The organism is Paraburkholderia sp. 32 (assembly GCF_050435345.1).
Classification (GTDB): domain Bacteria; phylum Pseudomonadota; class Gammaproteobacteria; order Burkholderiales; family Burkholderiaceae; genus Paraburkholderia; species Paraburkholderia tuberum.
Genome location: NZ_JBNDKD010000002.1, coordinates 1,105,401 through 1,129,912, shown reverse-complemented (window position 1 = coordinate 1,129,912; position 24,512 = coordinate 1,105,401). Strand labels below are relative to the sequence as shown.

Annotated in this window: 24 protein-coding genes and 3 pseudogenes; 14 read left to right on the top strand and 13 right to left on the bottom strand. The window is 59.4% G+C overall.

Annotated features, from left to right (window positions below; genetic code table 11):
- Nucleotides 1–302 precede the first annotated feature (302 nt).
- The 3 genes from OKW26_RS20560 to OKW26_RS20550 all read left to right on the top strand — a co-directional run bounded on the left by OKW26_RS20560 (nt 303) and on the right by OKW26_RS20550 (nt 2,171).
- A complete protein-coding gene (locus OKW26_RS20560) occupies nt 303–539 on the top strand; it encodes a hypothetical protein (protein ID WP_184058717.1) in 237 nt (78 codons plus the stop codon).
- 310 nt (nt 540–849) lie between these two features.
- On the top strand, nt 850–1,653 hold the full coding sequence (locus OKW26_RS20555; RefSeq protein WP_090811454.1) for a transglutaminase-like domain-containing protein: 804 nt from the start codon (nt 850–852) through the stop codon (nt 1,651–1,653).
- A gap of 269 nt (nt 1,654–1,922) precedes the next feature.
- Complete coding sequence (locus OKW26_RS20550) at nt 1,923–2,171, top strand: hypothetical protein (RefSeq protein WP_429354969.1); 249 nt, start codon at nt 1,923–1,925, stop codon at nt 2,169–2,171.
- Here the strand turns inward: OKW26_RS20550 and OKW26_RS20545 are convergent.
- Nucleotides 2,168–4,618, bottom strand: coding sequence for a glycoside hydrolase family 15 protein (locus tag OKW26_RS20545; protein WP_429354968.1), 2,451 nt, complete (start codon nt 4,616–4,618; stop codon nt 2,168–2,170). The genes OKW26_RS20550 and OKW26_RS20545 overlap by 4 nt on opposite strands.
- Nucleotides 4,602–5,075 carry a TOTE conflict system archaeo-eukaryotic primase domain-containing protein gene (locus OKW26_RS20540; protein ID WP_429354967.1) on the bottom strand — a complete coding sequence of 158 codons (474 nt, stop codon included), beginning with the start codon at nt 5,073–5,075 and terminating at the stop codon, nt 4,602–4,604. The genes OKW26_RS20545 and OKW26_RS20540 overlap by 17 nt, the downstream gene beginning before the upstream one ends.
- Nucleotides 5,076–5,906: 831 nt before the next feature.
- Between OKW26_RS20540 and OKW26_RS20535 the strand changes: the two genes are divergently transcribed.
- The gene (locus tag OKW26_RS20535) at nt 5,907–6,242 is read left to right on the top strand and encodes a type II toxin-antitoxin system CcdA family antitoxin (RefSeq protein WP_429354966.1); all 336 of its coding nucleotides are present in this window, start codon (nt 5,907–5,909) and stop codon (nt 6,240–6,242) included.
- A complete protein-coding gene (locus tag OKW26_RS20530; protein ID WP_429354965.1) occupies nt 6,242–6,559 on the top strand; it encodes a CcdB family protein in 318 nt (105 codons plus the stop codon). The genes OKW26_RS20535 and OKW26_RS20530 overlap by 1 nt, the downstream gene beginning before the upstream one ends.
- Before the next feature lie 340 nt (nt 6,560–6,899).
- Here the strand turns inward: OKW26_RS20530 and OKW26_RS20525 are convergent.
- A pseudogene (locus OKW26_RS20525) lies at nt 6,900–7,109 on the bottom strand (helix-turn-helix domain-containing protein); the annotation flags it as partial.
- 91 nt (nt 7,110–7,200) lie between these two features.
- Here OKW26_RS20525 and OKW26_RS20520 point away from each other — a divergent pair.
- Nucleotides 7,201–7,657: pseudogene (locus OKW26_RS20520) on the top strand (IS66 family transposase); the annotation flags it as partial.
- A gap of 348 nt (nt 7,658–8,005) precedes the next feature.
- On the opposite strand, the pseudogene OKW26_RS20515 reads toward OKW26_RS20520, so the two are convergent.
- The 5 genes and pseudogenes from OKW26_RS20515 to OKW26_RS20495 form a co-directional block, all read right to left on the bottom strand.
- Nucleotides 8,006–8,464, bottom strand: a pseudogene (locus OKW26_RS20515) (transposase); the annotation flags it as partial.
- A gap of 501 nt (nt 8,465–8,965) precedes the next feature.
- The gene (locus OKW26_RS20510) at nt 8,966–10,117 is read right to left on the bottom strand and encodes a porin (protein ID WP_429354964.1); all 1,152 of its coding nucleotides are present in this window, start codon (nt 10,115–10,117) and stop codon (nt 8,966–8,968) included.
- A 96-nt stretch (nt 10,118–10,213) separates the two neighbouring features.
- Nucleotides 10,214–10,537 (bottom strand): transporter substrate-binding domain-containing protein, encoded by a 324-nt coding sequence (locus OKW26_RS20505; protein ID WP_429354963.1) that lies wholly within the window; start codon nt 10,535–10,537, stop codon nt 10,214–10,216.
- Nucleotides 10,488–10,877 (bottom strand): transporter substrate-binding domain-containing protein, encoded by a 390-nt coding sequence (locus OKW26_RS20500; protein WP_429354962.1) that lies wholly within the window; start codon nt 10,875–10,877, stop codon nt 10,488–10,490. Before OKW26_RS20500 ends, OKW26_RS20505 begins: the two co-directional genes overlap by 50 nt.
- A gap of 114 nt (nt 10,878–10,991) precedes the next feature.
- A complete protein-coding gene (locus tag OKW26_RS20495) occupies nt 10,992–12,065 on the bottom strand; it encodes an NAD/NADP octopine/nopaline dehydrogenase family protein (RefSeq protein ID WP_429354961.1) in 1,074 nt (357 codons plus the stop codon).
- Nucleotides 12,066–12,199: 134 nt separating this feature from the next.
- Between OKW26_RS20495 and OKW26_RS20490 the strand changes: the two genes are divergently transcribed.
- The gene (locus tag OKW26_RS20490) at nt 12,200–13,300 is read left to right on the top strand and encodes an IS5 family transposase (RefSeq protein ID WP_429355262.1); all 1,101 of its coding nucleotides are present in this window, start codon (nt 12,200–12,202) and stop codon (nt 13,298–13,300) included.
- Between the two features lie 218 nt (nt 13,301–13,518).
- Here the strand turns inward: OKW26_RS20490 and OKW26_RS20485 are convergent, their stop codons facing one another.
- The 3 genes from OKW26_RS20485 to OKW26_RS20475 form a co-directional block, all read right to left on the bottom strand.
- Nucleotides 13,519–13,737 carry a hypothetical protein gene (locus OKW26_RS20485; protein WP_429354960.1) on the bottom strand — a complete coding sequence of 73 codons (219 nt, stop codon included), beginning with the start codon at nt 13,735–13,737 and terminating at the stop codon, nt 13,519–13,521.
- Nucleotides 13,738–14,263: 526 nt separating this feature from the next.
- On the bottom strand, nt 14,264–14,506 hold the full coding sequence (locus OKW26_RS20480; protein WP_429354959.1) for a DUF6429 family protein: 243 nt from the start codon (nt 14,504–14,506) through the stop codon (nt 14,264–14,266).
- A gap of 76 nt (nt 14,507–14,582) precedes the next feature.
- Nucleotides 14,583–14,954 (bottom strand): helix-turn-helix domain-containing protein, encoded by a 372-nt coding sequence (locus OKW26_RS20475; protein WP_429354958.1) that lies wholly within the window; start codon nt 14,952–14,954, stop codon nt 14,583–14,585.
- A gap of 377 nt (nt 14,955–15,331) precedes the next feature.
- On the opposite strand from OKW26_RS20475, the gene OKW26_RS20470 reads away from it, so the two are divergent.
- On the top strand, nt 15,332–15,727 hold the full coding sequence (locus OKW26_RS20470) for a hypothetical protein (protein ID WP_429354957.1): 396 nt from the start codon (nt 15,332–15,334) through the stop codon (nt 15,725–15,727).
- Nucleotides 15,728–16,024: 297 nt separating this feature from the next.
- On the opposite strand, the gene OKW26_RS20465 is transcribed toward OKW26_RS20470, so the two are convergent.
- Entirely contained in the window at nt 16,025–17,404 is a 1,380-nt protein-coding gene (locus OKW26_RS20465; protein WP_429354956.1) for a hypothetical protein, read from the bottom strand.
- Between the two features lie 27 nt (nt 17,405–17,431).
- On the opposite strand from OKW26_RS20465, the gene OKW26_RS20460 reads away from it, so the two are divergent.
- Entirely contained in the window at nt 17,432–17,650 is a 219-nt protein-coding gene (locus OKW26_RS20460; RefSeq protein ID WP_090812170.1) for a hypothetical protein, read from the top strand.
- A gap of 160 nt (nt 17,651–17,810) precedes the next feature.
- Nucleotides 17,811–18,080: a hypothetical protein gene (locus OKW26_RS20455; protein ID WP_429354955.1), complete on the top strand. Its 270-nt coding sequence runs from the start codon at nt 17,811–17,813 to the stop codon at nt 18,078–18,080.
- A 232-nt stretch (nt 18,081–18,312) separates the two neighbouring features.
- Here the strand turns inward: OKW26_RS20455 and OKW26_RS20450 are convergent, their stop codons facing one another.
- Nucleotides 18,313–18,993, bottom strand: coding sequence for a sel1 repeat family protein (locus OKW26_RS20450; protein WP_429354954.1), 681 nt, complete (start codon nt 18,991–18,993; stop codon nt 18,313–18,315).
- Between the two features lie 353 nt (nt 18,994–19,346).
- Here OKW26_RS20450 and OKW26_RS20445 point away from each other — a divergent pair, with 353 nt between their 5' ends.
- The 4 genes from OKW26_RS20445 (at nt 19,347) to OKW26_RS20430 (ending at nt 23,987) form a co-directional block, all read left to right on the top strand.
- On the top strand, nt 19,347–19,694 hold the full coding sequence (locus OKW26_RS20445; protein WP_090812171.1) for a hypothetical protein: 348 nt from the start codon (nt 19,347–19,349) through the stop codon (nt 19,692–19,694).
- Between the two features lie 58 nt (nt 19,695–19,752).
- Nucleotides 19,753–20,031: a hypothetical protein gene (locus tag OKW26_RS20440; RefSeq protein WP_429354953.1), complete on the top strand. Its 279-nt coding sequence runs from the start codon at nt 19,753–19,755 to the stop codon at nt 20,029–20,031.
- Nucleotides 20,032–21,124: 1,093 nt separating this feature from the next.
- On the top strand, nt 21,125–21,871 hold the full coding sequence (locus OKW26_RS20435; RefSeq protein WP_184058604.1) for an IS4 family transposase: 747 nt from the start codon (nt 21,125–21,127) through the stop codon (nt 21,869–21,871).
- A gap of 763 nt (nt 21,872–22,634) precedes the next feature.
- Nucleotides 22,635–23,987, top strand: a complete 1,353-nt coding sequence (locus tag OKW26_RS20430; protein ID WP_429354952.1) for a hypothetical protein — start codon at nt 22,635–22,637, stop codon at nt 23,985–23,987.
- Nucleotides 23,988–24,512: the final 525 nt, after the last annotated feature.

Below are 24,512 nucleotides of genomic sequence, written 5' to 3'. Positions count from 1 at the left end.
GTCGGGAATTGCGAATTCAGGTACCAGCGGCTCACGGCCGAAGGGTCGGGGAATCTTGAAGCATCTGGTGCAGCCGGAAGGAACGCATCTCGCGGCACCCGGTCCCTTCCCGACGCTCGGCACGTCTGTCAGGACCATCAGTACTCGGCGCGCAGTTCAACCAATAGGCAATTGCCGTCTCGAACGCCTCCGCAAGCAGAATTACGACGCCGGTTATCGACCTCGTACGGGATCAGCGCCTGTAGCCGGATGAACCATGCAACGTTCGCGTGTTAGTCTCCGATAACGACATGGAGGCTTTCATGCAACGAGTGATCACCTATCGTGGCTTCGAGATTCACGTCGAGTTGACTCCGGCTGCGGAGGACACGTTCAACGTGACTGTCCAGATCAAAGGCGGTACCAACCTCGAAGTGCTCGGCGCGCGGGGGGGCCGGATCGCGCTGCGCAACGGCCCTTTTACTGAACGATGGGCCTACCTGGTTGGGGAAGTCGCCGGTCAAGCCGCAATCGACCTGCTGCTTGGCCCGACTGGCTGATTCCATTCCTGTTTCGCCGCCTCGACACACTCACTCGTCCCGCCGAGTACGGTCACTAGCTGCGTTCGACGTCGCACGCACGACGGTCGTCGCCGTTGAGAGCATTGGCGTCAGGCCCAATCTCTCACCGGGAGACGGCGTTCATTTCATTTCAACAGACCATAGGGCCGCTCAGGCCAGGTAGCGGCGATTGTTTTTGAATGCGAGCGTGACGCCCGGCGTCGTGGGATCATCTGTTGTGGCTGTCTCGGGCCGCACGCCTTTGAGTTGCCAGCCCCAACCTCCGGGATCAGACGAACAGGATAAATATATGAAGCTTCGCGTCGGATACGAACTGTCGTACGAGTGCTCACAACCGACGCCGATGATGCTGATGCTGAACACGCACTTTTCGCATGCAAAGGATATTGTCGAGGCAGATCTCCTCGTTACCGATCCGCCGGTGGCGACGAGGCAGTACCGCGACTTGTTCGGCAACTTGTGCACGCGGATAATCGCGCCCGCCGGGCGTGTTGGCTTGAGCACGACCGCGCTTCTGAATGTGCCAAATGCGATGGAAACGCGTCCGAAAGACGGTCGGGGCCATCCAGTCGAGCAGTTGCCCGACGATACGCTCGTTTTCCTACTGGGTAGCCGCTATTGTGAAACCGATTTGATGGTCGACGTCGCGTGGAAGGTTTTTGGACAGTGCGCGCCGGGCCGCGAGACTGTTCTCGCAATCTGCGACTTCGTGCACCGGCATATCGCATTTGATTACCGGCACGCGCGGCCGACCAAAACCGCAGCGGACGTTTACCGCGAACGAAGAGGCGTCTGCCGGGACTTCGCCCATCTGGGCATCACGCTATGCCGCGCCATGAATATTCCGGCTCGCTACTGCACCGGTTATATCAGCGATGTCGGTTTGCCCCCCGTCGCAGCGCCGATGGATTTCGCGGCGTGGTTTGAGGCCTACGTAGGGGGTAGCTGGCAAACCTTCGATCCGCGTAACAACGCACCACGCATCGGGCGCGTTTTGATGGCATACGGTCGCGACGCCGCCGATGTTGCGATAAGCAATGCGTTTGGGGCCGCCGTGCTAACGCACTTCAAGGTGCATTGCGATCAGGAATAACCGCGCACAATTGGCCATTGCTGAGCCGACGGGGAATTTTTGAATCCCCTCCCGGTAACGTAAGCATTTTGGACCGCGCTGGCCTAATTGATTGCGCGCCTGAGCGTCACCGCGTCGTTCACCCGTTCCACGCGTCAGTCGTTCGGTGGACTTTGGGCGACCGGATGCGCGGCGGAGTATGTCCAGCAAAGTTACTCGGCGAATGAGCGCTGTGCTCCTGGACGGAGACGGCGAGGCCCCTCGAAACGCTTGACGGACTGACTCAGGGCGTGAAGTGGTTTAACCGGCTGGCCAGCGCCCGCAACTTCATCGCGCACATCGGCGCGTTCTATCTGGCCCTCGACATCACCGAGCCCGCTTGGGACCTGCTGCTCGTCAAAGGGAATACCAAACAGTTCGATGACCCGCGTACCTACGTGCGTTTCTCCAGCGTCATGGAGATCATGGACGGCTTAGATGAAGTCGTGTGTTTCTCCATGACGGAAGCAATTGTCTGCCGTTGGCGACGCATCGCTTAGGATTGGAGGGCGACGGAAAAATTCTGCCCTTGCCACGTCTGACTCGAGGTCCAGAAGAAGGTGAATGCAAGCGATGAACCGGCCTGGGCTGCTTGCGTGACCAGATCGACGTAGTAGATGCCGAGCGCCGTTGCGGTGGCTTCGCTGTCCTCCGACGTGGCCCAGTCGTCGATCGTCCAGCGCAGGCGGAAAGGCGCAGCCAAAGGGATCCGAATTGTCGTGGCGGCCGGAATCGACGGCAGCGGGCGGTTGAAGTTCCAGATTTCGATATTGCTGCGAGCGCGCGGCGCCTGGCCGGGCTGAGACTGATAACGGTCGGCGACGACTTTCAGGTGGTTAAAGACCTGACCGTCCGAAGCGGAGCGAACGAGCTTGATGTATTCGGCGTGGGCCCACGCGAGCGGCATGGCAGAGCCAGTCGGCCCGCCAGTCACGAAGGGCGGGTTTGCCAGATCGGGCAGATCCCACACTTGCTCGGGAAGCAGAGCGCGCGTTCCGGCGAACGCCTCGAGAGCGCGGATGTAGGGGGTGGGGTCGCCACCGGCGGCCAATTCGTAATGGCCGCGTTCGCCAGTGAGCAGCGGCCAGGGGCGACCAACGCCGAAGGTAGCGCCGTCGTACCAGTCCTCACCGAGATTGCCTTGACCATAACCGTCGTGGTTGTATCGGTAAAAGGCAGGCCCCTGCGGCAGAATTTTTCTGATTACTGCATCGACTACCTTGACCGAGTTGACGATGATCGGATCGTTCGCGGCCCGAATGCCATAGCGCACCAGTTCGAGAAAACCCGCGTCCACGATGGTGTTTGCGTTGTAGTCTTTGTTCCAGACGGTTACTTGGGCGGTATCTGGATCTTCTGGAAAATTAAAGACGCCATTGACGTGCGTCGGCAAGATTCGAATGTAGTGCTGCGTCACGCCCGGAACCGGTGAGCCTTCCGCAGCGACGCACCATGTCTCTAGATGCGATTCCAGAAAATCCGCGTATTCGAGCAGGAACTGGGCGGTACTGGCGTCCGCCCATTTAGTAGCCGCACAGACTAGCGCCGCGATGTTCGATGCCAGTGTCGAAGGGGAGTATCCTTCGAGTTCTTCCCATCGTTCCTGCTGAGTCATGGGGCCGTTCTTGATCAATGCGCCTGCTGCGGCCAGCACCATGCCGGTGGGATCGAACTGACGCAGCAGACCGGCTTCGCTCAAGTGATAGGCCAGAATGATTGGAAAGGAATATTCGTCGAGCTGCGAGGCATTGTCCCGCCAAGGCTCGCCGTCAATGAAAAACTTTTGCGGAAAGCTACCATCCGCCAATTGCGACGCAGCGAGAAACATCAGCCCGCGTAGGGGCACATCCTGCGCGCCCGCGGCCAGCAGCGCGAGTGCGCTTTGGCACATGTCACGCGGCCAGACCATGTGGTAGCCGGCAGCGAGGTCCCGCACCGTCTGTCCCCACGGGATGCTCAATGAAGCCACCAGTGCGCCGTCGGCCGTCTTGTCCTCATGCGCGAGCAACACGTTGCGGCTCATGTTGAAAAGCGCATTGCCATCGCCCGTAATGTTCGACTTGGGCTGGAACGGGTCGCGAACAGCGTCGTTCCAGCCCTGGATGAACGCTTGCTTGTGGCTGTATGGGTCGGCGGGTCCGTCGAAGGGGTAGGCCAGCGCCTCGGATACGGCGGTCAGCGCCTTGTTGGGCGTGCTCTGCGTAATCGGCGTCGGTTCGTCGACGCAAAACGCCAGTGCCAGAACGAATTGATTCTGCCCTGCGCGGTTGATCTCTGCCGTCACGGCGACGTATCCGTCCTTTGCTGCGTCGTAGCTCCAGACCGGCAAGCGCTTGTTTGCGATGATGTCGGTCCAGCCACCGTTCACTCCCACGAAGCCGCAACTCGTCGTGCCGAAGCCGCAGTCGGCGCCCAGCGCGAGCCAGTAATGGTCACGCGTCGCGACCAGGCGATCGCCATTTGCGGTGCTGACGCGATGCGCGGTGTTGCCAGCGCCGTATCCCGCCATGTGAGGCGTCAACAAGGCATAGACGTGCAGTTTATTAAGGAAATCCTGGTCCCCCTGCAGGGTCGTGCGAACCAGCACGCAGGCCGAACCCTTCTCGGCGATCACGTCCTGCACGACGGTGTAGGGTTGCCCTTTCGCCTGGGATGTGAGCCGGCAGGATAAGGCGGGCGGCTCCGGCCATTCGCATCGATGGTCGAAGTCCTTCTGCGCGTCGTGATAGAAGGTCGACCCGTCGGTAATGATCAGCTGGAAGTCTCGTACCTGAGGGGTGTCGACATCCGGGAAGTAGATTTCCGTGAGGATGCCGCCTGCTGTCGTGTACCAGACCTGGCTCGACAGCGAGTACGCCGTTCCGACGGCGTCTTTGTCCGCGCGGCTCCAGTTCAGCGGATTGCCAGGTGCGCCCGGAGCCGGATTCGATTCAAGCAGATTTGCCATCGCATCTCACTCCATATCTTTGCTTCGATCGATCAGAAATCCACGTGATGAGCAGAAGAGCGGGCATGCTACGCATTGTAGCTATCGAGGATAGCGCTTTTGACGTGCATAGAGAGGCACACGTGAGGCCGCTCAACTGCCGGAACGCCATCGCATCGTCCCGCCAACTCTCGTCGTCGAAGTCGACGGCGAGCAGGTAACAGGTACCGTCCGCCATTAGCGGGTAAAGGCCCACGGTACGATCGCCGGAAAGATGCGCATAGAAGACCTGATCGTCCAGTGACAGCAGCACCCGATGCGTGCAGTCCGCGCAGCGGATGCGGGGCTTTTCGCAGATGCCCGCGCGCCACTCGTTCGCGCACACCGGCGCGTAACCGGATTTTCCGGAATTGCGGCTTTCCCACCGAAGCGGATAGACGTCAGTTCGGCCGCGGAAAAGCCTCCGGAAAAGTTGCACTTTCTGTAGTGGGGAAGTGGGGAAAGCGAGGAAGTGCCTGCATTTTGCACAGCCGGCGGGGCATTACGCGGGATCGCTTGCCCCGGGTTGCCTGGTACCGGGCACGATGGCTCGCAGCATGGCAGCGAGCCGGCTGTTTTCGGCCTGCAGACGGGCGAGTTCTGCCCGCAACTCTTCGCGCGTGAGATCGTCCCACTCTGGGCGTGACAGGTTGCCGTCGTTCGTCGCCTCGTCCGTTGCTGTCCGAGGGGTAAGACATGGGCGACCGGGCTCTTGGCCGTGTCAGCCGCGCGGCCAGGCGGGGTCATCAAGATTCGGCTGAGACCTGGCCGCGTAGTCCCTGCCCGCCATAGTAGACGCCGAGCATCGCGACCGTCTCGCCCAAAACGCGGTATGCGATCACAGCACGGCCGCGGGGAGGGTATCGAGCTCGCAGAGTGTGACGATATGGCGTCGACGTATTCGGCCGCCTTCCGTGGGGCGCCTGCGGTCGCGATTGCTGCCTCCAACTCGCCAGTTGATCGCATGCGTCCGGCGCAAAAACCACACAGCTTCAAGTGCGGCAGCGACCAGCCCGACCGAATCGCGCAACCGGGCCTCGATAGCACGTTCACGTAAAGCGAGTTCGGGCAGGCCGTCGTGGATGACTTCTGACTCCGTCGCGTTTCACCGCTCCGGACGCGCCTGCGGATTTCCTCGGCCATTTCGTTCGGAAGCGTGATGCTCATTTGCCGGGTGGTTCGCATGGCGGCGCTTCACATTCCTATAGGATTAAGCCTGCACCTTGTGCCGACAGGCGTTGCGCACGAAAGGGAGGGCTTGCCTGCGCATATGACCGCAGCCTTCTCGACGCGACGGCACCAACTGCCAGATGCGGGTTATTATGTGGATAAACATGCGCATTGTTCGCGCGGAGAATTCACCATGGCACATGCAGCAACAGGCGGGGCGCGCAAGGCGACGAATGTCACGCTGCCCGTGGACGTGTATGAACGGGCGAGAAGTCTCGGCATCAACTTTTCCCGCACCTGCGAGCAGGCCTTGCGCGAGGCGATTCAGGCCGAAGAAGGCCGGCGCTGGGCTGAGGAACACGCCGAGTTCATCAGGCACACGAACCAGTGGGTCGAAGAGAACGGACTTCCCTTGGCGCAATACCGGATGTTCTGATGGCGCGATTCGACGTCTATGCCAATAGCGGTAGAGGCCGCGCCAGTACACCGTATCTTGTCGACGTGCAAAGCGACTTTCTAGAAGGTCTGTCGATCCGCGTCGTCGTACCGCTGATTCAGGCTGATGCTTTTCCGCCCGGGAAGCTCCCGGCGGACTTCACGCCATCATTCGATATCGGCGGCATCCGGTGCATCCTGCATCCGGCGTTTGTCGCGGCCGTGCCCTTAAGCGAACTGGGGCCGAAGACCGGTTCGCTTGTCGAACACCGTGAGCGGATCACGGCCGCGCTGGATCGCCTCTTGGGCGCTTACTAATTATTCTGGACGGTAGACACGCCGGGGCAGGACATTCCCGCTATCTCAGGCGGGCATACCAGAGTCGCCGAGCTGCGCCGTCTAGCTTGTCGAGAAGTGTGGCAGCGTGCGACCACGGTATTTATGCAACGGGCTGTTGCACAAATGCCCAACGGCGAAAGGCTTGCGCGCGCATGTACGCATGTACTTGAGGCCGCTGGGCGAGAACCCGCGCATGTTGGGAAACACTGCATCGAGATCGCGCGCGAGCCGCTCGACGGCACTGGCATCCTCAGCCTGGTTCCTTCTGCAGGTCGAGGATGTCCCGTCTGATCTCCCTGTACAGTGTGACCAGCTCACCGTTTGCGCCGGCCATGGCGCGCCGACCTGACACGAGTCCTTGCGGTCCGTGTTCACGCAGCCGGCCGACAAGACGACGGATTTGCCGCGTCGTCAGCCCAAGTCGCTTCGCAGCCCGCCACGGTCTGAGCACGCCATCGGCAACATCCTGAATCACTTTGTACCTGTCCAGTTCGCGCATCGTCATCGTGATCCGTTCGGTCGCAGCCATCGCAGGCTCCAGCGCCGAGGTACGGGCCGCTGGTCAGCTTACGCGCCACGGAAGCGGACATTTGAACCTGGCCAGAATCGGACATTACTGGCTCTGGGTGTATGTGCGCGATGATCGGCCCAGTGGTTCCGTCGAAGCTCCGGCGGTCTGGTTTGCCTATACACCGGATCGTCGCGGCGAACATCCGCAGCGGCATCTTGCCAACTTCAAGGGCATGCTACAGGCAGACGCGTTCGCGGGATACGCGGAGCTGTACGTGGGCGGTCAGATTCAGGAGGCAGCATGCATGGCGCACGCACGTCGAAAGCTGCACGATCTGCACGCTGTCCGGCCATCGTCGATCACCGGCGAAGCACTAAAGCGTATTGGCGCACTCTATCGCATCGAAGAGCACATTCGAGGCAAGCCGCCAGAAGAGCGACGGCGCATCCGCCAGGCACACGCCGTTGCGCTGCTTGATGAAATGAAGCGGTGGGTTCGAGGCGACGCTTCTCACACTCTCAGCGAAATCGGACACCACCAAAGCGATCCAGTACTCGTTGAATCGCGACACCGCTGATGCAGAGATCGCCTATCAGCACGACCGCGATCGACACGATCAGCAGTTTTTTCACTTGCTCTCCTGTTTCGATTTTGGTCGGAATCCCATACCGTTTACATCGGGTAGGTCTTGATGTTGATATCGGCTGCAGAGCGATGACGTGCTGATCATCTCGCACCGACTATCCGTAGTACTTGGCATTCTCTAGCAGGCTGTTGAAATATCCGTCGTTGATGCACTCAGGTGCATTGCGACGGACGCTGAGTTCGCACTTCTGAAACGCGGAACACGTTTCCGGGCGTTCGAGGCTGCTAACGGTTTCACCATATCGATGTTATCCATTGCATCCGGGCCCTCAACGGGCAAGTGTGCGCATACGCGTCAAGTTGTAGCCGACCTGCGTCAGCACGAAGAGCTGGTCTACGCGTTCAAGTCCTCGATACATCGCCTGTCGAATTCGTCCGACTGTCTTGCCCCATCCGAACACCTGCTCAATCCGCTTACGTTTTTGCTGGCTGACCGCGTAACCCGACCAACGCGTGGTTTGCTCGTCAATCGCTGAGCCTCCTGGACGCCCATCGTTTTGCGCCACATGAGGCGTGACGCGATTTGCTCGACAGGTGGCGACAAAGCCGGCCGTGTCGTAGTTCTTATCTGCCCCGACCGTAATGCCGCCCGGGGCCACCTTCGCGGCGTCAGCAAGCATTTGCGCGGCGCAGTCGCGCTCGGCGGTGCCCGTCACCAGCGTCACCTGCGCGTTGACTACCAGGCCGTGCCGGTTGTCAGTCAGTACATGGCCCATGTAGCAAATGATCCTTTGTGACAGAGCAATCTGCGCATGACCACGACCAGATACTGATATGACTTTCGCAGTCGAGTACCGCAAAGGTGACGACGCGAGCGACAGGACGCGCCGCTCAAGCTCGTCTTCTTCCAGATGTTCGACCGACGCCCAGCCCAGTCCTGCCGCTGTGGCAAGCTGAAGATACTGCGTGATCGTCCCCAGACCGACGCTGAGGGCGCCCTTGCAGCCGGCGCCGTAGGGCGACGCGTCGAACAGCGCCTGCACCTTGGGGGCCTGCAGAAATATTCGAAGGACATCACCCTCTTTCTGGCGCCCCACATCAACGCGCTGATGCGACGAGCGCGCGCCTACATGTGCAAGTGCAAACATCACTCGCAGGAGATCACCGCGGAGGGCCGGCATGTGGGTGCGCTTGTGAGGACGCTCTCCGCTTCTGTAGGAACTAAGGCGCCGCCCAACAGGTTCGCTCGGAACGTGGACGAACGTCAATCGAGCGATATCTGGCCCGGTTTAGAATTTATGACGCAGGCCGACGCGTGCAACCACCTGATTGCGATTCGACGATACGTCATCGGCCACCGGCACAAAGGCGAAGTCGAGGGCGCTGCCAGTACGGTCACCACCGACGTGCTGATACGCACTCTGTACATAGACGTCCGTGCGCTTTGACAGTGAGTAATCAGCCATCAGCCCCGCAGTTTCGTAATTCGGCTTTAACTTTCCAGTGGTGGCGTTGAAACCGCTCAGGGTGTACGTATACATCGCCCCGACGAAGAAGGCTGGCGTGAACTGGTACTTGCCGTTGATTTCGAAATTCTGGTAACGCAGGTTGGAAAGCGTGCCCGAGGCTGGCGTAATCTTGCCGACGTATCCCGAAGACACCGGATTGGCGACGAAGGTATTCGAATACGAGATGCCCACGTTGGCCGAACCAAACGTGTAGGTTGCCCCCGCGCCGAAGATGCGCAGTTTGTTCCCCAGAAAATTTTCATCCGCAGCGGGATTGTTCCCGATTGCACCACCGGCGGTGGACGACTGCTTGTTCGCCTGCAGATAGGCGGCTTCCAGCAGCAAGCCGCCTATGACGTATTGGACGCCCATGCTGTACGCGCGATTGTTGGCGAAGTTGGTGTCGTTGCTAAAGCTGTACGTGCCGCCAAATTTAAAGCCAGCAATCTCGGGGCTTGTGTACTTGACAGTATTGTTGACACGGAAGGTGTTGTCCGTGTTGTCGTTGTCGTACGGATGGGAGAACATGCCCCCGCCCCATGTGCCATTCGCCGTCGTTTGAGCCAGATAGTTGACGACGGAGTCGTACTGTCGACCGAGAGTAACCGTTCCGTATTGGTTGGATGCGACGCCGACCCACGCCTGTCGCCCAAACATCAGGCCGCCCTGACCGAGCTTGCCATTATTGACATTAAAGCCGCTCTCCAGCTGGAAAACTGCCTTGAGACCGCCGCCGAGATCCTCCGCTCCCTTCAAGCCCCAACGACTCCCTTGGACCGTACCGCTCTGGAGCTCGAACAGCTTGTTGCCACCGACGTTATTCGTATAGTTGATCCCTTCATCGATCAGACCGTAGAGTGTCACCGTACTTTGGGCCATTGCGGGAGCTGCGGCGGCTGACATCACGAAAGCTGCAAGAAGTTTGATTTTCATTGAGGTCTCCAAACCTTATATTGTGTGTCTCGATGCTTTTTTATGCGCAACCCTGGGTCGGGCACGCGGTCTGTTTTGCTGGGCAGTTGACGTCGATTAACCGCCGTAAATGTCGAACGTGAAGTACTTCTTTGCAATTCGGTCATACGTCCCGTCCTTGCGGAGACTGTCGATCGCATCGTTGATTGCTTCGAGCAGGGCTCTGTCACCCTTTCTCACACCGATGCTGACGCCGGGACCGAAGATGGCGGCGTCGTGGATGGCCGGACCTCGCGCGAAACCGAAATCACGACCCTGCGCAGTATTCAGGAATCCCGACTCAGCCGTCGGCCCCGAAACCAGTGCCGCATCGAGCCGCCCACCCGCGAGGTCATTCCACACCTGGGGCTTGCGAAGGGTAGGGCGCAATGTCAACTCCATTCGTCCAATGCTTCCGTGCATAGGTTTCCTGTGTGCTTCCCTGCAAGACTCCGATATGCTTTTCGTTGAGCGATTCGGGCATTGCCACCAGAGCCGAGCCGCCCCTTACAACCAGCGCTTCGAAGTTGGCGTATATCTTGTGGCTGAAACCGACTGCCTTCGCGAAAATTGCATTACCCAGATCGATGTCAAATCCAACGAGCTCGCCACTCGGGGTTTTCGACTCAAATGGCGGGTAAGCGCTGTCGACTCCGAACTTAAGTTCCTTTCCATCGTACGCGAATGCCGCAAATGGAATGGACGTTGCCCACAAGGCGACCAGTAGCGTTTTAATCTTCATTTTGGTTTCTCATAAACTCCAGGTCTGGATTTGCGGCATAGTACTTCTGCTTTTATTGCGTCGGTGGCGTCGGACTCGGACGCCCATCGAGCGCATCGCCGGATGTAATGGCATCTAGGTTGGAACGGCATAGCCGTCGACTACAAGCCTCTTGAGGGTGTCGATTTGAAGCGGTCCAATCTCGGGAAGAATGTCGTTGTCCGCCACAAAGTCCCGACCGTAACAAGCGCCGAGAATTACCACGCCGCCCTCGTGCAAGGGTGCTCTCACCCCAGCCAGTTCGGCGAGTCGAAGCGTCGGTACCAATCCGAACGGCACGTCTTCGAGCACGTAGCGTGTGGCGATGTCTCTCGGGCCGAGCGGATCACTCCCTTGCCGGACCAGTTGCTCCGATATTGCCGAAAGTGAGTCACCAACCACGCCAAAAGACAGCCTGCAATGATCAAAGGTCGTTCTCACTGACTTTCCGAATGCTGCTGCAATGGTAAGTCTCTCTTGGTCTAGAGCCTCAAGGAGCCTCCCGACTGTTGGTGTCAGATTGGAGTTTTGGCTCCAGCTTTCGCCCTTCTCAATACGGGTCAAGTTGGCTAGCGCAATACCCATGTGATCTTGCGGATTAACGTTGCTGAGCGTCAGCGTCAGCAGGTCGTCCTTCAGTGCGAACCGGTCTCCGAAGAGTGAAACGCAAGTGGTATGAATCCGGTGGATGTGGCGGGTTGGAAATGCGGCCATGTCGACCTTGGCGCGGATCGTGCCTACCGTGATAGCTCTCGCAGACTGAGTCTTGCACGTTAGCACCGTGGTGCTCCAAGCTGCTATGGGGATGACGAGCCCCCGCGCCGCAAGGCGCTGGGAAATGTAGAGAGCCGCGAATGAAAGATGAGCGCTGATGATTACGCTATGGTGTGCGCGGATATAAGGGATGATGCTGTCGAGGACGAATCGGTATCCGTAGGCCGGCAATGCCAAAATAATGACATCGGCGTCGCCAACATCTTCCGCTTTCCCGCAGACTTCCAAGTAGAACTGCCCCTCGACCGCTCCCTTCACGTGAAGGGGGAGTCCAGCAACGAAGTCTGCAGTCCGGGCTCCCGATGGAGACCAAACTTTCGGTTTATGTCCATTCTGTATGAGATACGCCGCATAACCCAAAGCGATTGCGCCGGCTCCCACGATTGTCACTTGCATGTACCTTCTACCTTGGAATAGTTTACTGGCCCTGCACGACCTAGCAGGCTGTTGAAATACCTCGTTTCTCCGTCATCCGGGACCAAGGGGCAAACGTTGAAGGTAATGTCGTGAATGTGAGCGGGATGAAACGGATGCGCGGTGCCGATGGTTTTACGGAGTCGATGTTCACGGTGTTGAAGCTGGATGATTTTGTGCCGAAAGACCATCCGTTGCGTCCGATTCGCACGTGGCTCAACGATGCGCTCAAACGCATGGACGACGTGTTTGCCCGGATGTACGAGGCTGATGCGAAAGGTGGGCGGCCGAGCATTGCACCGGAGAAGCTGGTGCGAGCGTTACTGCTTCAGGTGCTGTACTCGATTCGCAGCGAGCGCATGTTGATGGAACAGATTTCCTACAACATGCTCTTTCGCTGGTTCGTCGGCTTGTCGATGGATGGGACGGTGTGGGACCACTCGACATTCAGCAAGAACCGCGACCGACTGCTTGAACACGATGTGCTGGTATTGCTCTTCAACGAGACGGTTGAGACTGCGCGCGAGCGTGGGCATCTGTCGGGTGAGCACTTTAGCGTTGACGGCACGCTGATTCAGGCATGGGCGGGACACAAGAGCTTTGTGCCGAAGGCAAGTCCGGACGAAGACGATACGCCGCCCGACGAACCGCCGGCGCCCGATGACAACTGGCACGGTCAGAAGCGCAGTAACGCGACGCATCAGTCCACGACCGACGAGCAGGCGCGCCTGTTTCGCAAGAGCAAAGGAACCGGTGCGATGCTTTGCTACATGGGCCATGTACTGACTGACAATCGGCACGGCCTGGTAGTCAACGCGCAGGTGACGCTGGCGACGGGCACCGCCGAGCGCGACTGCGCCGCGCAAATGCTTGCTGACGCCGCGAAGGTGGCCCCGGGCGGCATTACGGTCGGGGCAGACAAGAACTACGACACGGCCGGCTTTGTTGCCACCTGTCGAGCAAATCGCGTCACGCCTCATGTCGCGCAAAACGATGGGCGTCCAGGAGGCTCAGCGATTGACGAGCGAACCACGCGTTGGCCGGGTTACGCGGTCAGCCAGCAAAAACGTAAGCGGATTGAGCAGGTGTTCGGATGGGGCAAGACAGTCGGACGAATTCGACAGGCGATGTATCGAGGACTTGAACGCGTGGACCAGCTCTTCGTGCTGACGCAGGTCGGCTACAACCTGACGCGTATGCGCACACTTGCCCGTTGAGGGCCGGGATGCAGTGGATAACATCGATATGGTGAAACCGTTAGCAGCCTCGAACGCCCGGAAACGCGTTCCGCGTTTCAGAAGTGCGAACTCAGCATCCGTCGCAATGCACCTGAGTGCATCAACGACGGATATTTCAACAGCCTGCTAGGACCGATCCGCCAAAGACCGCGACTCCAAACCGCTCTCAGACCCCGACCGATCGGGACGGCTTCGATTCAATCGACACTATCCACCCACGCGCGTGCCCATTGAATACCCGCCAGTTCCGCCTCTTCCTCTGTGTCGAATTCGCCGAGTACACCGGACGCTTCAAGGACCTTGTTGTCTTTCGTGATGGTGGCGCTTGCGGCGTAGCGTTCGGGGTGCAGGATTTCCTTCTGCTGCAGAATGGCACGACCCCATAGCATGTATCCCTGATGTTGTTCGCTTTGCATCAGCGTTCGATCTCGACGTATGCGCGACGCCCATCCACGCGAAGTACGTTACCCTCAGGCGTAACCTGACGCGGAATGTGGTCATAGCGTGGCTCCCCCGTACGGTGCCCGACCGCGGCGACAGATGCCTTTGGGCCGGGCGCTGCCGCAACGATGCGGTGCTGCAGCTGGCTACGTCCGGTGCGCATGCTCGCGCCCCGATGCTTCGGCGCCTTGCGGACCGGTTGGACCCGCCGCGTATCGCCTTGTGCCTCAGGCGGATTCCAAACTTCAATGTACCGGGCGCCGGCAAACGCGGGAAAAGCGATTGCCAGAAGGACCATGCCGTACCTGATTACTACCGTGGTCATTCCTTCTCCGATTCTAAGACGCTGCCATTGGACACGTAGTGCGTGCTCGCCCACGCAGGCCCACGGGGAACCCGTTCCGATGTCCGCCAATTTTCTCACGGCTGGATTACACGGCTGCGCTCCTGCGTCGCAATTCCCGTTCAGTCGCCACTGTCATTAGTTTGAAGTTCGTTACATTAGCCGTTCGGGCGCTCCGGGATAACGAAATGCTGCCGGAACAGGCGCTCGGACTCACATAACCCTTCCTCGGTAAAGACCACTGACTTCGTCTTGTTGACCGGGTCGCAGATGAGGCCCTTTTCGTAAAGGCGATTCAGCACGTCCCAGTCGAAGCCCTTCCAGGCGCGGCACTGATCGTGCAGCGTCAGGTATAGAAGTGCCAAGGCGACTTCGTCGATTGCGTCGGTATCGATGTTCATGACATACATCCCGCGGCCTTCTGAACCCGCACACGAAACCGCTCGGGACTACCCAGGATCTCGTCGGCCGACTTGCTCAGATGAACGGTTGGGGGTGAGCGTTGTAGACGTCAAGGTAGTGGCGGATTGCATCTTGGAGCTGGCGCGTCGAACCATGCGTGGCGCGACGAAGGTACCTTTCGGTAAGCGTAGCGAACCAGCGTTCGACCTCGTTGAGCCACCGCAATAACCCCGTCGACACCCGTGTTTCCATTGTCCTGGGTGCACCGGGGCTGGACGCGTGAAGCAGTCCGTCCACACGGTCAGCGACAAATCGCGCACGCCATCTAGAGACGGTTTTCTGGGCAAGTTGCGGTTTCGCCGCGACCGTGCTGTTGTCCACCCCTTCAGCACAGGCCAGCACAATGCACGCGCGCAACCCCAACGCGTGTGCTGTCCTGCGCCGCATCATCAGCGCCTTGTTGCTCGAATTCCGATTTGCTCAGCACGAGTTCCGCTTCTGGGCCGGCCGCTCATCGCCGCCTCCCCGTATCCGTGCCACACATAGCACGTTAGTACGCGGCGAAAATAATTCAATGAATTTGTAAATCACCACATTACGCCAGCGTCGTCGCCCGGATGAGATCTGCTCCGGTAGCACGGAGTATCGCGCATAGACGACGGAAGGTGAGGGGTTCGCGACGCCAGAATCGCCGATCGCGGAGAAGACCTCGTTAGAACAGTCGCACTGTCACACATACGTTTCCAGACGACATGAGTTCAAGGCGAGGCGGAGCAGGGGTTTCGCGCCCACGAAAACACCTCACAAAAGCGATGTTATTGCCGATGGACCAGGCGTCGGTTCGGGAGCAATCGTTGGTCTCCCATCTTGCGCTTGTTGCCTGCCGCGACGGTCATGTCAACGGCCACCTGTTCAATGAGCTAATGCGAACCGTGTACCTCGCATGGTTTCTCCAGCAGGACGGTTACGGAAACGAACCGGTCCGGCGTTTCAAGACCGCGGAACATGCCGTGGAGGCCGCACTGGAACTGGCCCATGCGGCAAACGAGTGGGTGCTCCCTGAAGATGCTGTTCCCGTTTTTGAGGGCCTGCTGGCTTTGCACGATGCGCAGCTCGCCACCGTTTCCCTGCACAAAATAATCAGCGCAGAGCGCCGCCTCAGGCAATTCCTCGCCGGCACTACTAGTTCGCCTGTTCCAGACGTAGATCCAACCTCATAATAGCCTTTGGCGGCGGCACCAAAAGATTGTAGGTATAAATTCAGGATAACTGATCGTTAATGGTCGTCTTCATCCCGGAGTGCGGTCGAGGAGAGGGCACAAAGTTCCGACCTGGCGTGCGGACCCTGCAGATAGAAAACAGGGTCCGGTCGACAAGCTACGGCAATTTTTCGACCATTGAGCTACGGTGCACCGTAGCTCAGGAACCGGGGCGATCATTCGCCCGCACCGTTGCCGGGCTCGGCCGATGTGCTTCCTGCGTCATTGCAGATCAGCTCATGGCACGCTACTACCGCCTCATAACAGCACTGCCTGCTGCAAAAGCTCCAGCGCTTTGAGTTCGTCCAATCGGCCCGTGCGTGCCTTGCCTGCCAGCGTCTTGAGCAATGCCTCCGCGATCGGTGCAATGCCGTGAAGATGGTCCAGGCTCGTCACGGACGGGGATAGCGACTCGCGCAATTGCGGAGGTGTTGCGGGGGCCGCGAGCGACTCAGCGGTTGCCGCCGTGGCTGCCGCCGGTTCACCATCACTTTCGCCAGATTTGCGACCGGCAGGCTCGTCAGGAGCATCAGCGACATGATGCGGCTGGCTGACGACGATCGTCGCTTTCTCTGAGGCATCGGCAGAACCGGACGCGCGGTCTTTCGCCCCGGTCCGAACGTCCGCCCGCGAGCGCCTCGCGTTCGCCGTCGCATCGGCGGGGTTCGCCGATGCGCGATCTTCCGTTGCGGCCGCGAGTGGCTCCTTCTGTTCAACGGATGCACGGCCGCGCGCGGCGGGCGTGAGCAAACGCGACACCGACTGCGGGATGTCGGCTTCCGAACGCGGCGTGTCCAGCCAGCCAGCTGGCAAACCAAGTCGTTCGGTGAAACGGTTTGCTTCAACACTGTCGAGCCGTTTTTTGCCATACAGCCGGTGGGCCATGTTGGATCCGCTCATCTTCATGACCACACCGAGTCTTGCTTTCGATCCGTTACGAGCCGTCAAAACAAGGAGGTTCGCGCGTCGAATTTTCTCTACGTCACCGCTGTCGTCTAACGCCAGTGGTCGCTGTTGGTTTCCCCCGACAGATGTCCTGGGTTTCGAAGGTAAACCTTTTCGCGGCGCACGTGGGGCAGGCGATTCGGCCATCTGGCTTCGACTGTTTCTGACGGCCCTGGGCGAGTCGCCCGTTGCTTTTTTCGGCATCTGCGCTTTCCCCGACAAACTGTCTTCAGGATATGGTTGCTGGCCGCCGTGAACGGCGGAAGGCGGCATGGGTGTTTGCGACACTGCCTCGGGTTCGTCGTCGGTCCGGACGAAATCGAGCGGTGATTTCAGGCGGGCGATGGTTTCGGGCGCAAGCGCAGGATTGGGCTGGTCAAAGAAACCGTGAGGCAATCCAAGCGTGGTTTCCATGTGAAAGGCGGTCTCGGGCGTGAACCTTTCACCCTTCGTCAGCTCGGCCACTCGCGCCATGTTCGATCCCAGTCCCAGCGCGATATTCTCCGCGCCTACCGTATCCACCAGAAACTGGAACGATCGTGTCTTGAAAATGGAGGCAGTGTGGGCAGAGTCCCGGGCAGGTGCATTGACGTACGGCGGTTTCGGCCGGTTCGGCTGGGACTGTTTGACGTGACGAGGTTGGCGCTGGCCGCTGTCCCGAGATCCCGCATATCGTCCGCGGGTTTGACTCATATAGTAGGGCTCCATGCGATCACTGGTGTGCTGAGTGCGATTATAGATGACGTGATGCTGGCATTGGATGCCGAACGACGCGATAGCGCGAAAACAGACGGGGGGAATCCGGCCATAGTGTGGTACTGGTTAACGTCCGCGCTCTCCGGTCGCGATCCGGTGATGCTGGCCTGCGAAGCAATGCACAGTCAGCCTTTTGCCGGTCACACGAAATCGTCAGATATCAGGCAGGCGATGGAAGACTGATGCGCCGGCTCTCTCTCGTTCAACGCAAAGCGCGGCCGGCGGTTGATGCGTCGGTGGTTAGCGAACCGGGGCTGGTCAGTCTGCCCCTCGAAAGTCCGGCCGAACATCTGCTGGCCAGAATGATTCGGTTTGCCAGGCATTTCTCGCGAACGTGCCATCAGTGATGCACGAGATCTGCCGATCTCCGAAGCACCGGGGCAGCGCATACACCACCTTGCCGATTCGCATCGCCGGTATCGATCAATCGATCAATCGGGAAAGCCTGCTCGCCGGTCGGCGCGGTTATTTTCTCGCTTTGCATTTCGCGAGGACCTGCATTCAGACAATGCGGGTCCTCGTATCACGAAGAACGGAGAGTTTCTGTGCTGCAATGTCGGCGCTAGCCATTGATGACAGCGTCCATCGAGTGGCGGATGTCGCCAATGCCTGACGCAAGTCCCAAGGGAAGAGGTCGCGATAGTGACACTTAGTGACGCTGCCTGCGTCATCACGAATGCGCCCGACAGAACGTGAGGTGCTGACTACGTATGGATCTGACCGCTTCGATCCGGGGACTGACACACGCGGCACCACTTTGCCTGCCGGCGTATCTGCGGCCAGCTCAACGCGGCTTCACCTCTTAACCTCGTCCTCCGAGTCGTCCGGCGGGCGGTAGGGCACCTTCACCGTAGCGCTGCCAGACGGCGTTGGCAACGCATGTCACCCCCGCCGCGCCGATAGCTCTGTATAGCCTTCGTGCGGTCCTGGGTAACGCTCTTCTCTTCGGCACCCCACGCGCCCTCCCAGTAAAGCCCGAGATTGTATCCTGAGGCCTTGTGGCCCAGCGTGATGGCCTGCTCGTAGAGCGTGAGCGCGCGGCTCGTATCGACCGGCATGCCCCGCCCAAGGCGTGCGCTATCGGCCAGCGCTGCAGCGGCCATGCCGCGAAGATGGCCGTCCGCGGTCTCATCCTTCATCACGTCTTCGAAGATCGCATTACCTCTCTCAAGGTCCGCCTCGCCTCCGGTTGGTGTGACGAGAGAAATGGCCATTGCCATCCGCCAGGCGGGATGCCGGTTAGCACCAATGCACTCAAGCAACCAGCGGCCGAGATGCGGCGCACGACTGAGCGTGCTGGTGAGAAGAGCATTGGCGATCGCGGCGAGCGACTCGGGCGACAGAAACCCGGTCTTGTTTGCCGCAATGACGTGACGGGAAAACTTCTCGACATCCAGAGTAGGGTCAGCGAGGCGCAACTGATGCCATTCACGCTCGATCGTTCCTACCCAGCTTTGCATTTGCATGGTGAGCAACACGTTGGTGAGGAATGCACCTGATTCTAGCTCACCTTTCGTGGAATGCAACTTTCTGAGTTCGTGCGTCCCGTTTGCATGCGTTCGCCAGATGGAGGGTTGCCACCGTTTCCCCGTCTCAGTCAGATGACGATTCTGAGCAAAGCTTCAATCTTTGTGCTGTGATCCAGCGGGGCGGTGAGTCGTGCACAGAGTTACGAAGCGTTGGCAGGCACTGGTGCCTCCTGCAACATCAAGGCGGTGGCGCAGACCGTAGTGGATTACCAGGCATGGATGGCGACGGTATTCATATCGCGACTTGTGGCAAGATCCGAACCGGATGGCAGAGACGGGTTCGCGAGCCCATAGGCAAGTCTGTTTGCCAGCCTGCTTCGCACGACGTTGGAGAAGGAGACTGTCCCACGATGGCTGATGCATTTGAACTCGTTGCCCTGGCGTTGCCCGGCGACGTCGCCCCCGAGTCACTGCCCGCCATCGTCCGCCAGTTCGTCGCGGATTGCTGGATGAGCCGCAGCCAGTTGATCGCCCGCGCCCGGCGCCTTGCGCTGCGGCCGTCGCTGCGCGCCTATCGCCCGAGCGCGCCGGGAGACATCGGACACTTTGCGCTCACACTTATGGCGGGCGCGCAGACCGTGTCCCTGATCGCGCATTTACGCCGCGTCGCACAGCGGCGCGCATCCGCACGCAATCGCAACGCGGCCACCGCCTCGCGACCGCCCGCGCGCGATCCGCGTCAGACGTCGCTGTTCTGAAAGGGCGCCGAACTCGACGACCTTCATCGAATGGGGTGCCACGCAGGTGCGCGAGTTCATGAGCACGATCGAGGCCACGACGCAAAAAATCTACGGCGGGCTTCTGCGCGATGCCGCGCACGGTCGCGTGCCGCTGGCGGCGAGGCACGTCGACGATCAGACTGGGGACGCCGTCCGCAACTTGTCGGAAGACAATTGGTTGCCGGGATTCGACGCTAGTCGGGAGGATCACCCTGGCTCCACACTCCCCATGCGGATGACCCCTGTTTCAAGCTTCATCCTGTCTTCACGAAAAGAGGCTCTTTTGCCCGTCTGTTTGCGTAAAAGCGGGTTCTAGCATGGGCGTATTCTTTCACACGTCACGAAACAACAGGCGTGATCGGGGTAGCGAGGAGAAGAGCGCGGCCCCGCGGCTTCGATATTGCCGCGGGGAATGCGTCGACTATTCGCCCAGCCACGAAACCGAGCAACCTCGTTGGTGCACGGTAGCGGACCTTTCCATGCTTCATCGGTTACGCAAACAAACGCACCCGGGTAAGGGTGGCAAAGCCGGTGACGGAAGACCGCCGGATGGCCGTAACTCTTTGTCAGCAGCGTGTGCACGTCCTCTCACGGACGGTCCCCGGCAACAGGGGTGCGCACGCCGATTGACAACGGTTCTGGTCTCTCAGATCTCTCGAAGTGCGCGCCACCTCCCGGCTAGTCGGTCGAACAACAAGTAATCGAGGAGCGACCATCAACCAGATGTTAAGTCAGCACTGCAGATGATGCTACGGAGTCGCTGGCAAATTTCGATCCGGCGAGTGGCATCCAACGCGTTGGCGCCTCACTACCTCGCGCAGCGGAAGCTACGGTTCATTCGATACCCACGAGAGCGCACCGCGCTTTTCATTAGCCGTGTTGATCGCATTGATTGCAGCGGACGACGTTTCTATCCCATTCTGTGCGGTGTGCAGCTTATGACACCTGGCCAGGTGATGACATCGGCTTCGCAACGGATAGGCCAGCTCGCATCTACCTGGGGGACCAGTTCGGCCGGCAAGTGGACACGTCCGTTAGAAGCGCACTCCAGCGTGCTGCCGGTGTTGGATGCCGAGGGTCTGTCGTGCGTGGTCTCAGCTCTGCGGCAAGGCAAACGTTGGCGAACTGCATCCCGACGATGTAGCCGCATGGCGCGAGGCTGAGGATGAGTGTCCCGTTTCCGCGCGCTGTCGAGTCGCTATGATAAGGCGTCGGTGCCGAGGACACCGACGTCGTGTTGTCGGCCATTCCCGACATTCAGGTATCGCATCTGTCAGGCAGCTACGAGTCGCTTTGCCGACGTTCGCACTTCGGCGGCGGCCAGCGTCTGCTGCCACTGCAACCGAATGCGTACTTGCGACCCACAACCGACGTTCGCCGGTACAGCGCGCCGGCGGCAGCTTTAAAAACTGTATCGGCCATTCGGTCGTTCCTTCGGGATCTGCAAAGGCGCGTATCCGCAGATCCGCTTTGTGGCGCTGGCCGAATGTGCGACGCACGCGCTGTGTGAGGTCCAGATGGGCGGGGTGCGCGAGAACAGCGAACAGGCGCTCACGCGGCAGCTGTTTCCGGCGTTCTCGAGCGAGATGCTGGTGCTGGCCGATCGCCTATTCTATGGGTATGACATGTGGCGCGACGCGGTGGCCACGGGAGCGAAGCTGCTGTGGCGGGTGAAGTCGAATGTGCGACTGCGGTGCGAGGTGCCGCTGGTAGACGGTTCGTACCTGAGTACCGTATATGCCAGCGACACCGACCGGCGACACCAGCGCAACGGCATGCAGGTGCGGGTCATCGAGTACCGCCTGGAAGGTGTGCCTGACGCCGAGCCGCAGTATTGTCTGGTCACCAATCTGCTGGACCCGGTAGTAGGACCTGCCGTCGAACTGGCGGCGCTGTATCACCGGCGCTGGAAAATAGAAGAAATGTTCGATGAGATCAAGACGCATCTGTGTGATGGGAAGAAGGTGCTGCGCAGCAAGACGCCTGATCTGGTACGTCAGGAGTTCTATGCGTTAATGCTCGCGCATGCGGCGATCCGCCGCCTGATGTACGAGGCTGCCCAGGACAGCGGGCAGCGACCTGAAGACCTGTCGTTTGTCCATGCCCTGCGTGTGCTAAACCGACGCCTGCCTGAGGCGGCGGCAATTTCCCCCTGAGCAGTGGCAAAGCTGGAAACAGAGTCTGCTGCGCGAACTCGCCAGCGGGCCCGTGGTGCAAAGCCGCGGCAAACGTAATCCCCGCGGTGTGAAGCGAAAGATGTCGAATTTCCGGATACGCAGACGATCGGAGCCGCTGAATCAGCGAATTTCACCGAAGGTGATCATCAAGTGAACAGTATTGGGCCTTGAGCGCGAACCGGCCGTGCGCCGATTCGGTGGACTCCGTGTGTTCGCTGGGGTAGCGGCGATTGCGGCAAGGACAGTCGCGAATGCACCGGCCCGCAAAGTGGTCATTCTGGAATCAACCATCCGGTTTCTTCAGTTGAATAGGCGAGAGTGAACGGCCTTACGCGAATGGGTCTGCGATCGCGGCGTCCGCTGCGGCGCCAATGACTCTCGCGGGCACGGTGGCCGATGCGTGAATGGGCGCACAGGCGGGTGGTTTCTCATGGAGCCCTGCGCAGCATGCACATCGATTGTCGATCGTTGTTGACCTTGTCAATCGCGGCGGCAGGACATACGCTTATCGCTAGTATGAAGAAGAGACGAATGAGAACGTCTTACGAGCGATGGCAGCAGGGAAAGGTTGACGTCTGACGCGGCATCCTGCGCAATTCCAGGTGCGCCGAAAAACAAAAATAAATGTAGAGAATCCCGTTCTCTCCTCGCGCAATGGCGCGACAAAGTACCAACCGAAAGAAAAATAATAATCTGCTCAGCTCGGCATCCCGTATCGAAAGCGCAATCGCGTGAGGGCACGATGAGTAAAAACTCATTTGAGAATCGGAACGAGACTTCACCTAAGAGCCGAGGAAGCGGACGGAACCTTGATCGGCTGATTCAACACTCTACTATTTCCCGCACCATGAGCGTACCTGACTATTGGCAACACCTGAAATGGACGAACGGCTGGGACAAGCAACAACCCACGGTCGTTGCGATCTCGGAACGCAAGGATGACAGCGGATCGCGAAAGATCAAGAACGGCACCAAGCACCGTCGTGCGAAGCCCCTGTCAGAAGTGGAATTGATAGCGGCGGTCGCTGATCGAGGGTCGTATGACACGGCGTTCCTCGATCCCGGCAGCGACCTGTTCCGCCGGATCGCTGAGTATCTGTGCGCCAACGCCGCTGCGCGGACCCTCGCACCGCCACAGGGGGAGCGCACACGCATGGTTCGGGCCCAGAACAAGATCGACGAGCTGATCCAAAAACCCGCTCTGTCGGACAATGAAAAGCTTGTGCTCAAAACCAACCTGAATACGCTGCGAGAAGACCCCTCATTCATCAAGGCCAACTATGGCACGTATTACACGAAGTACGGCATCCCGCAGAGTAAGCAGGCGCCACCAAAATCCGGCAACGTCGAGATTACCAAAATCCGGGTGATCCGCCATCAGGCACTGTGGGATCAATACGAGGCGGCGGCGGCGCGCATCAGGGACGACATCGCCAAAACACAGGATATCTACGACAAGGTCAACGCCGAAGCGGTAGAACTCAGGATGGGCACCTACATAACCCCGCCTCGGGCGCTCTCGACCGGCGGCAAGGTATTTGGACGTAGCGCGGTCAAATTTACCACGCAGTCAGACGAAGGGATCAGCGCTTCATCGACCGAACGGCTGCCCGTGCTGGACCGCAGCATCGGAGAGGTGCTGTTGATGCACGGAACGCTGCCCAACGTCATCAAGATCATTGTCGATAAAGGATTCGATCCTAACTTCAACAAGGGAGCACCATCGGGGAACGTCACGAAGTACGGCGCGCTGGGGCAGGGTACCTATTTCGGCGACTCGTTTGCGAAGGTGCAGACCTATACCGGCTGCCCAATCTGCAATGCGTTGAAATGCGATTGCACCGACCAGGACGATAAACCGGTGGACCGGATGCTGATTCTCGCGCGATGTCTACTGGGAATTCCTACGAAGGCCCGCACGCATGACAGCCACCGCACACAAGACACCTCCACGGTCAAGGCGGGCAAACATTCGGTGATCGGGCAGGAAAGGGGCTTCACCAAGAGCTGGACCTTCTTTGGCAGCAGTGAGTTCATGCTGAAACAGGCCGATCAGATGTACCCGGAATTCGTGGTTTACTGGCATCGGGTTTAGATCGGCCTAGACCCCTCAAGCCGTGCACGCTTACGTAGTTCAGTACGCACAGTTAGACTGGGTGGGCCTGCTGGCTTTGTAGCCTTAGGCGAGGTCGTTATTAAAACGGTGGCTCCAGCGTCGAACCCTGCGGTATTGATAACGGTCGCAGGGACAGGGGTAATGGTTCCGTCAATGTCGCATAAGGCCGGGTGCTCAAGGAGCGGGACCGCGACGCGAGGGTCCGTTGTCTGATGTGGTTCGGTCATCCGAATGTCCGCGCGAGTATGTTGGTCAGCGGCCGCTTGTGGCCGGTTTGACCCGTTCGACAATGACATCACAAAGCTGACGCTGGCGTTGACCGATGGGTTTGAACGGTGACTTACGGAGACGTCGGCGAGCGAGTACAGTCGGCCAATTCCAGCCGTTCGCGGTCACTGAGAAGTGTCGTTCAGACGACGGCGTTACCGCTAGCAGCGGCCCTTGGCAGTCCCACGGCGCGACGGATTGCAACGGAGGCGCCAGGAGACGAAACAAGTTCGGATT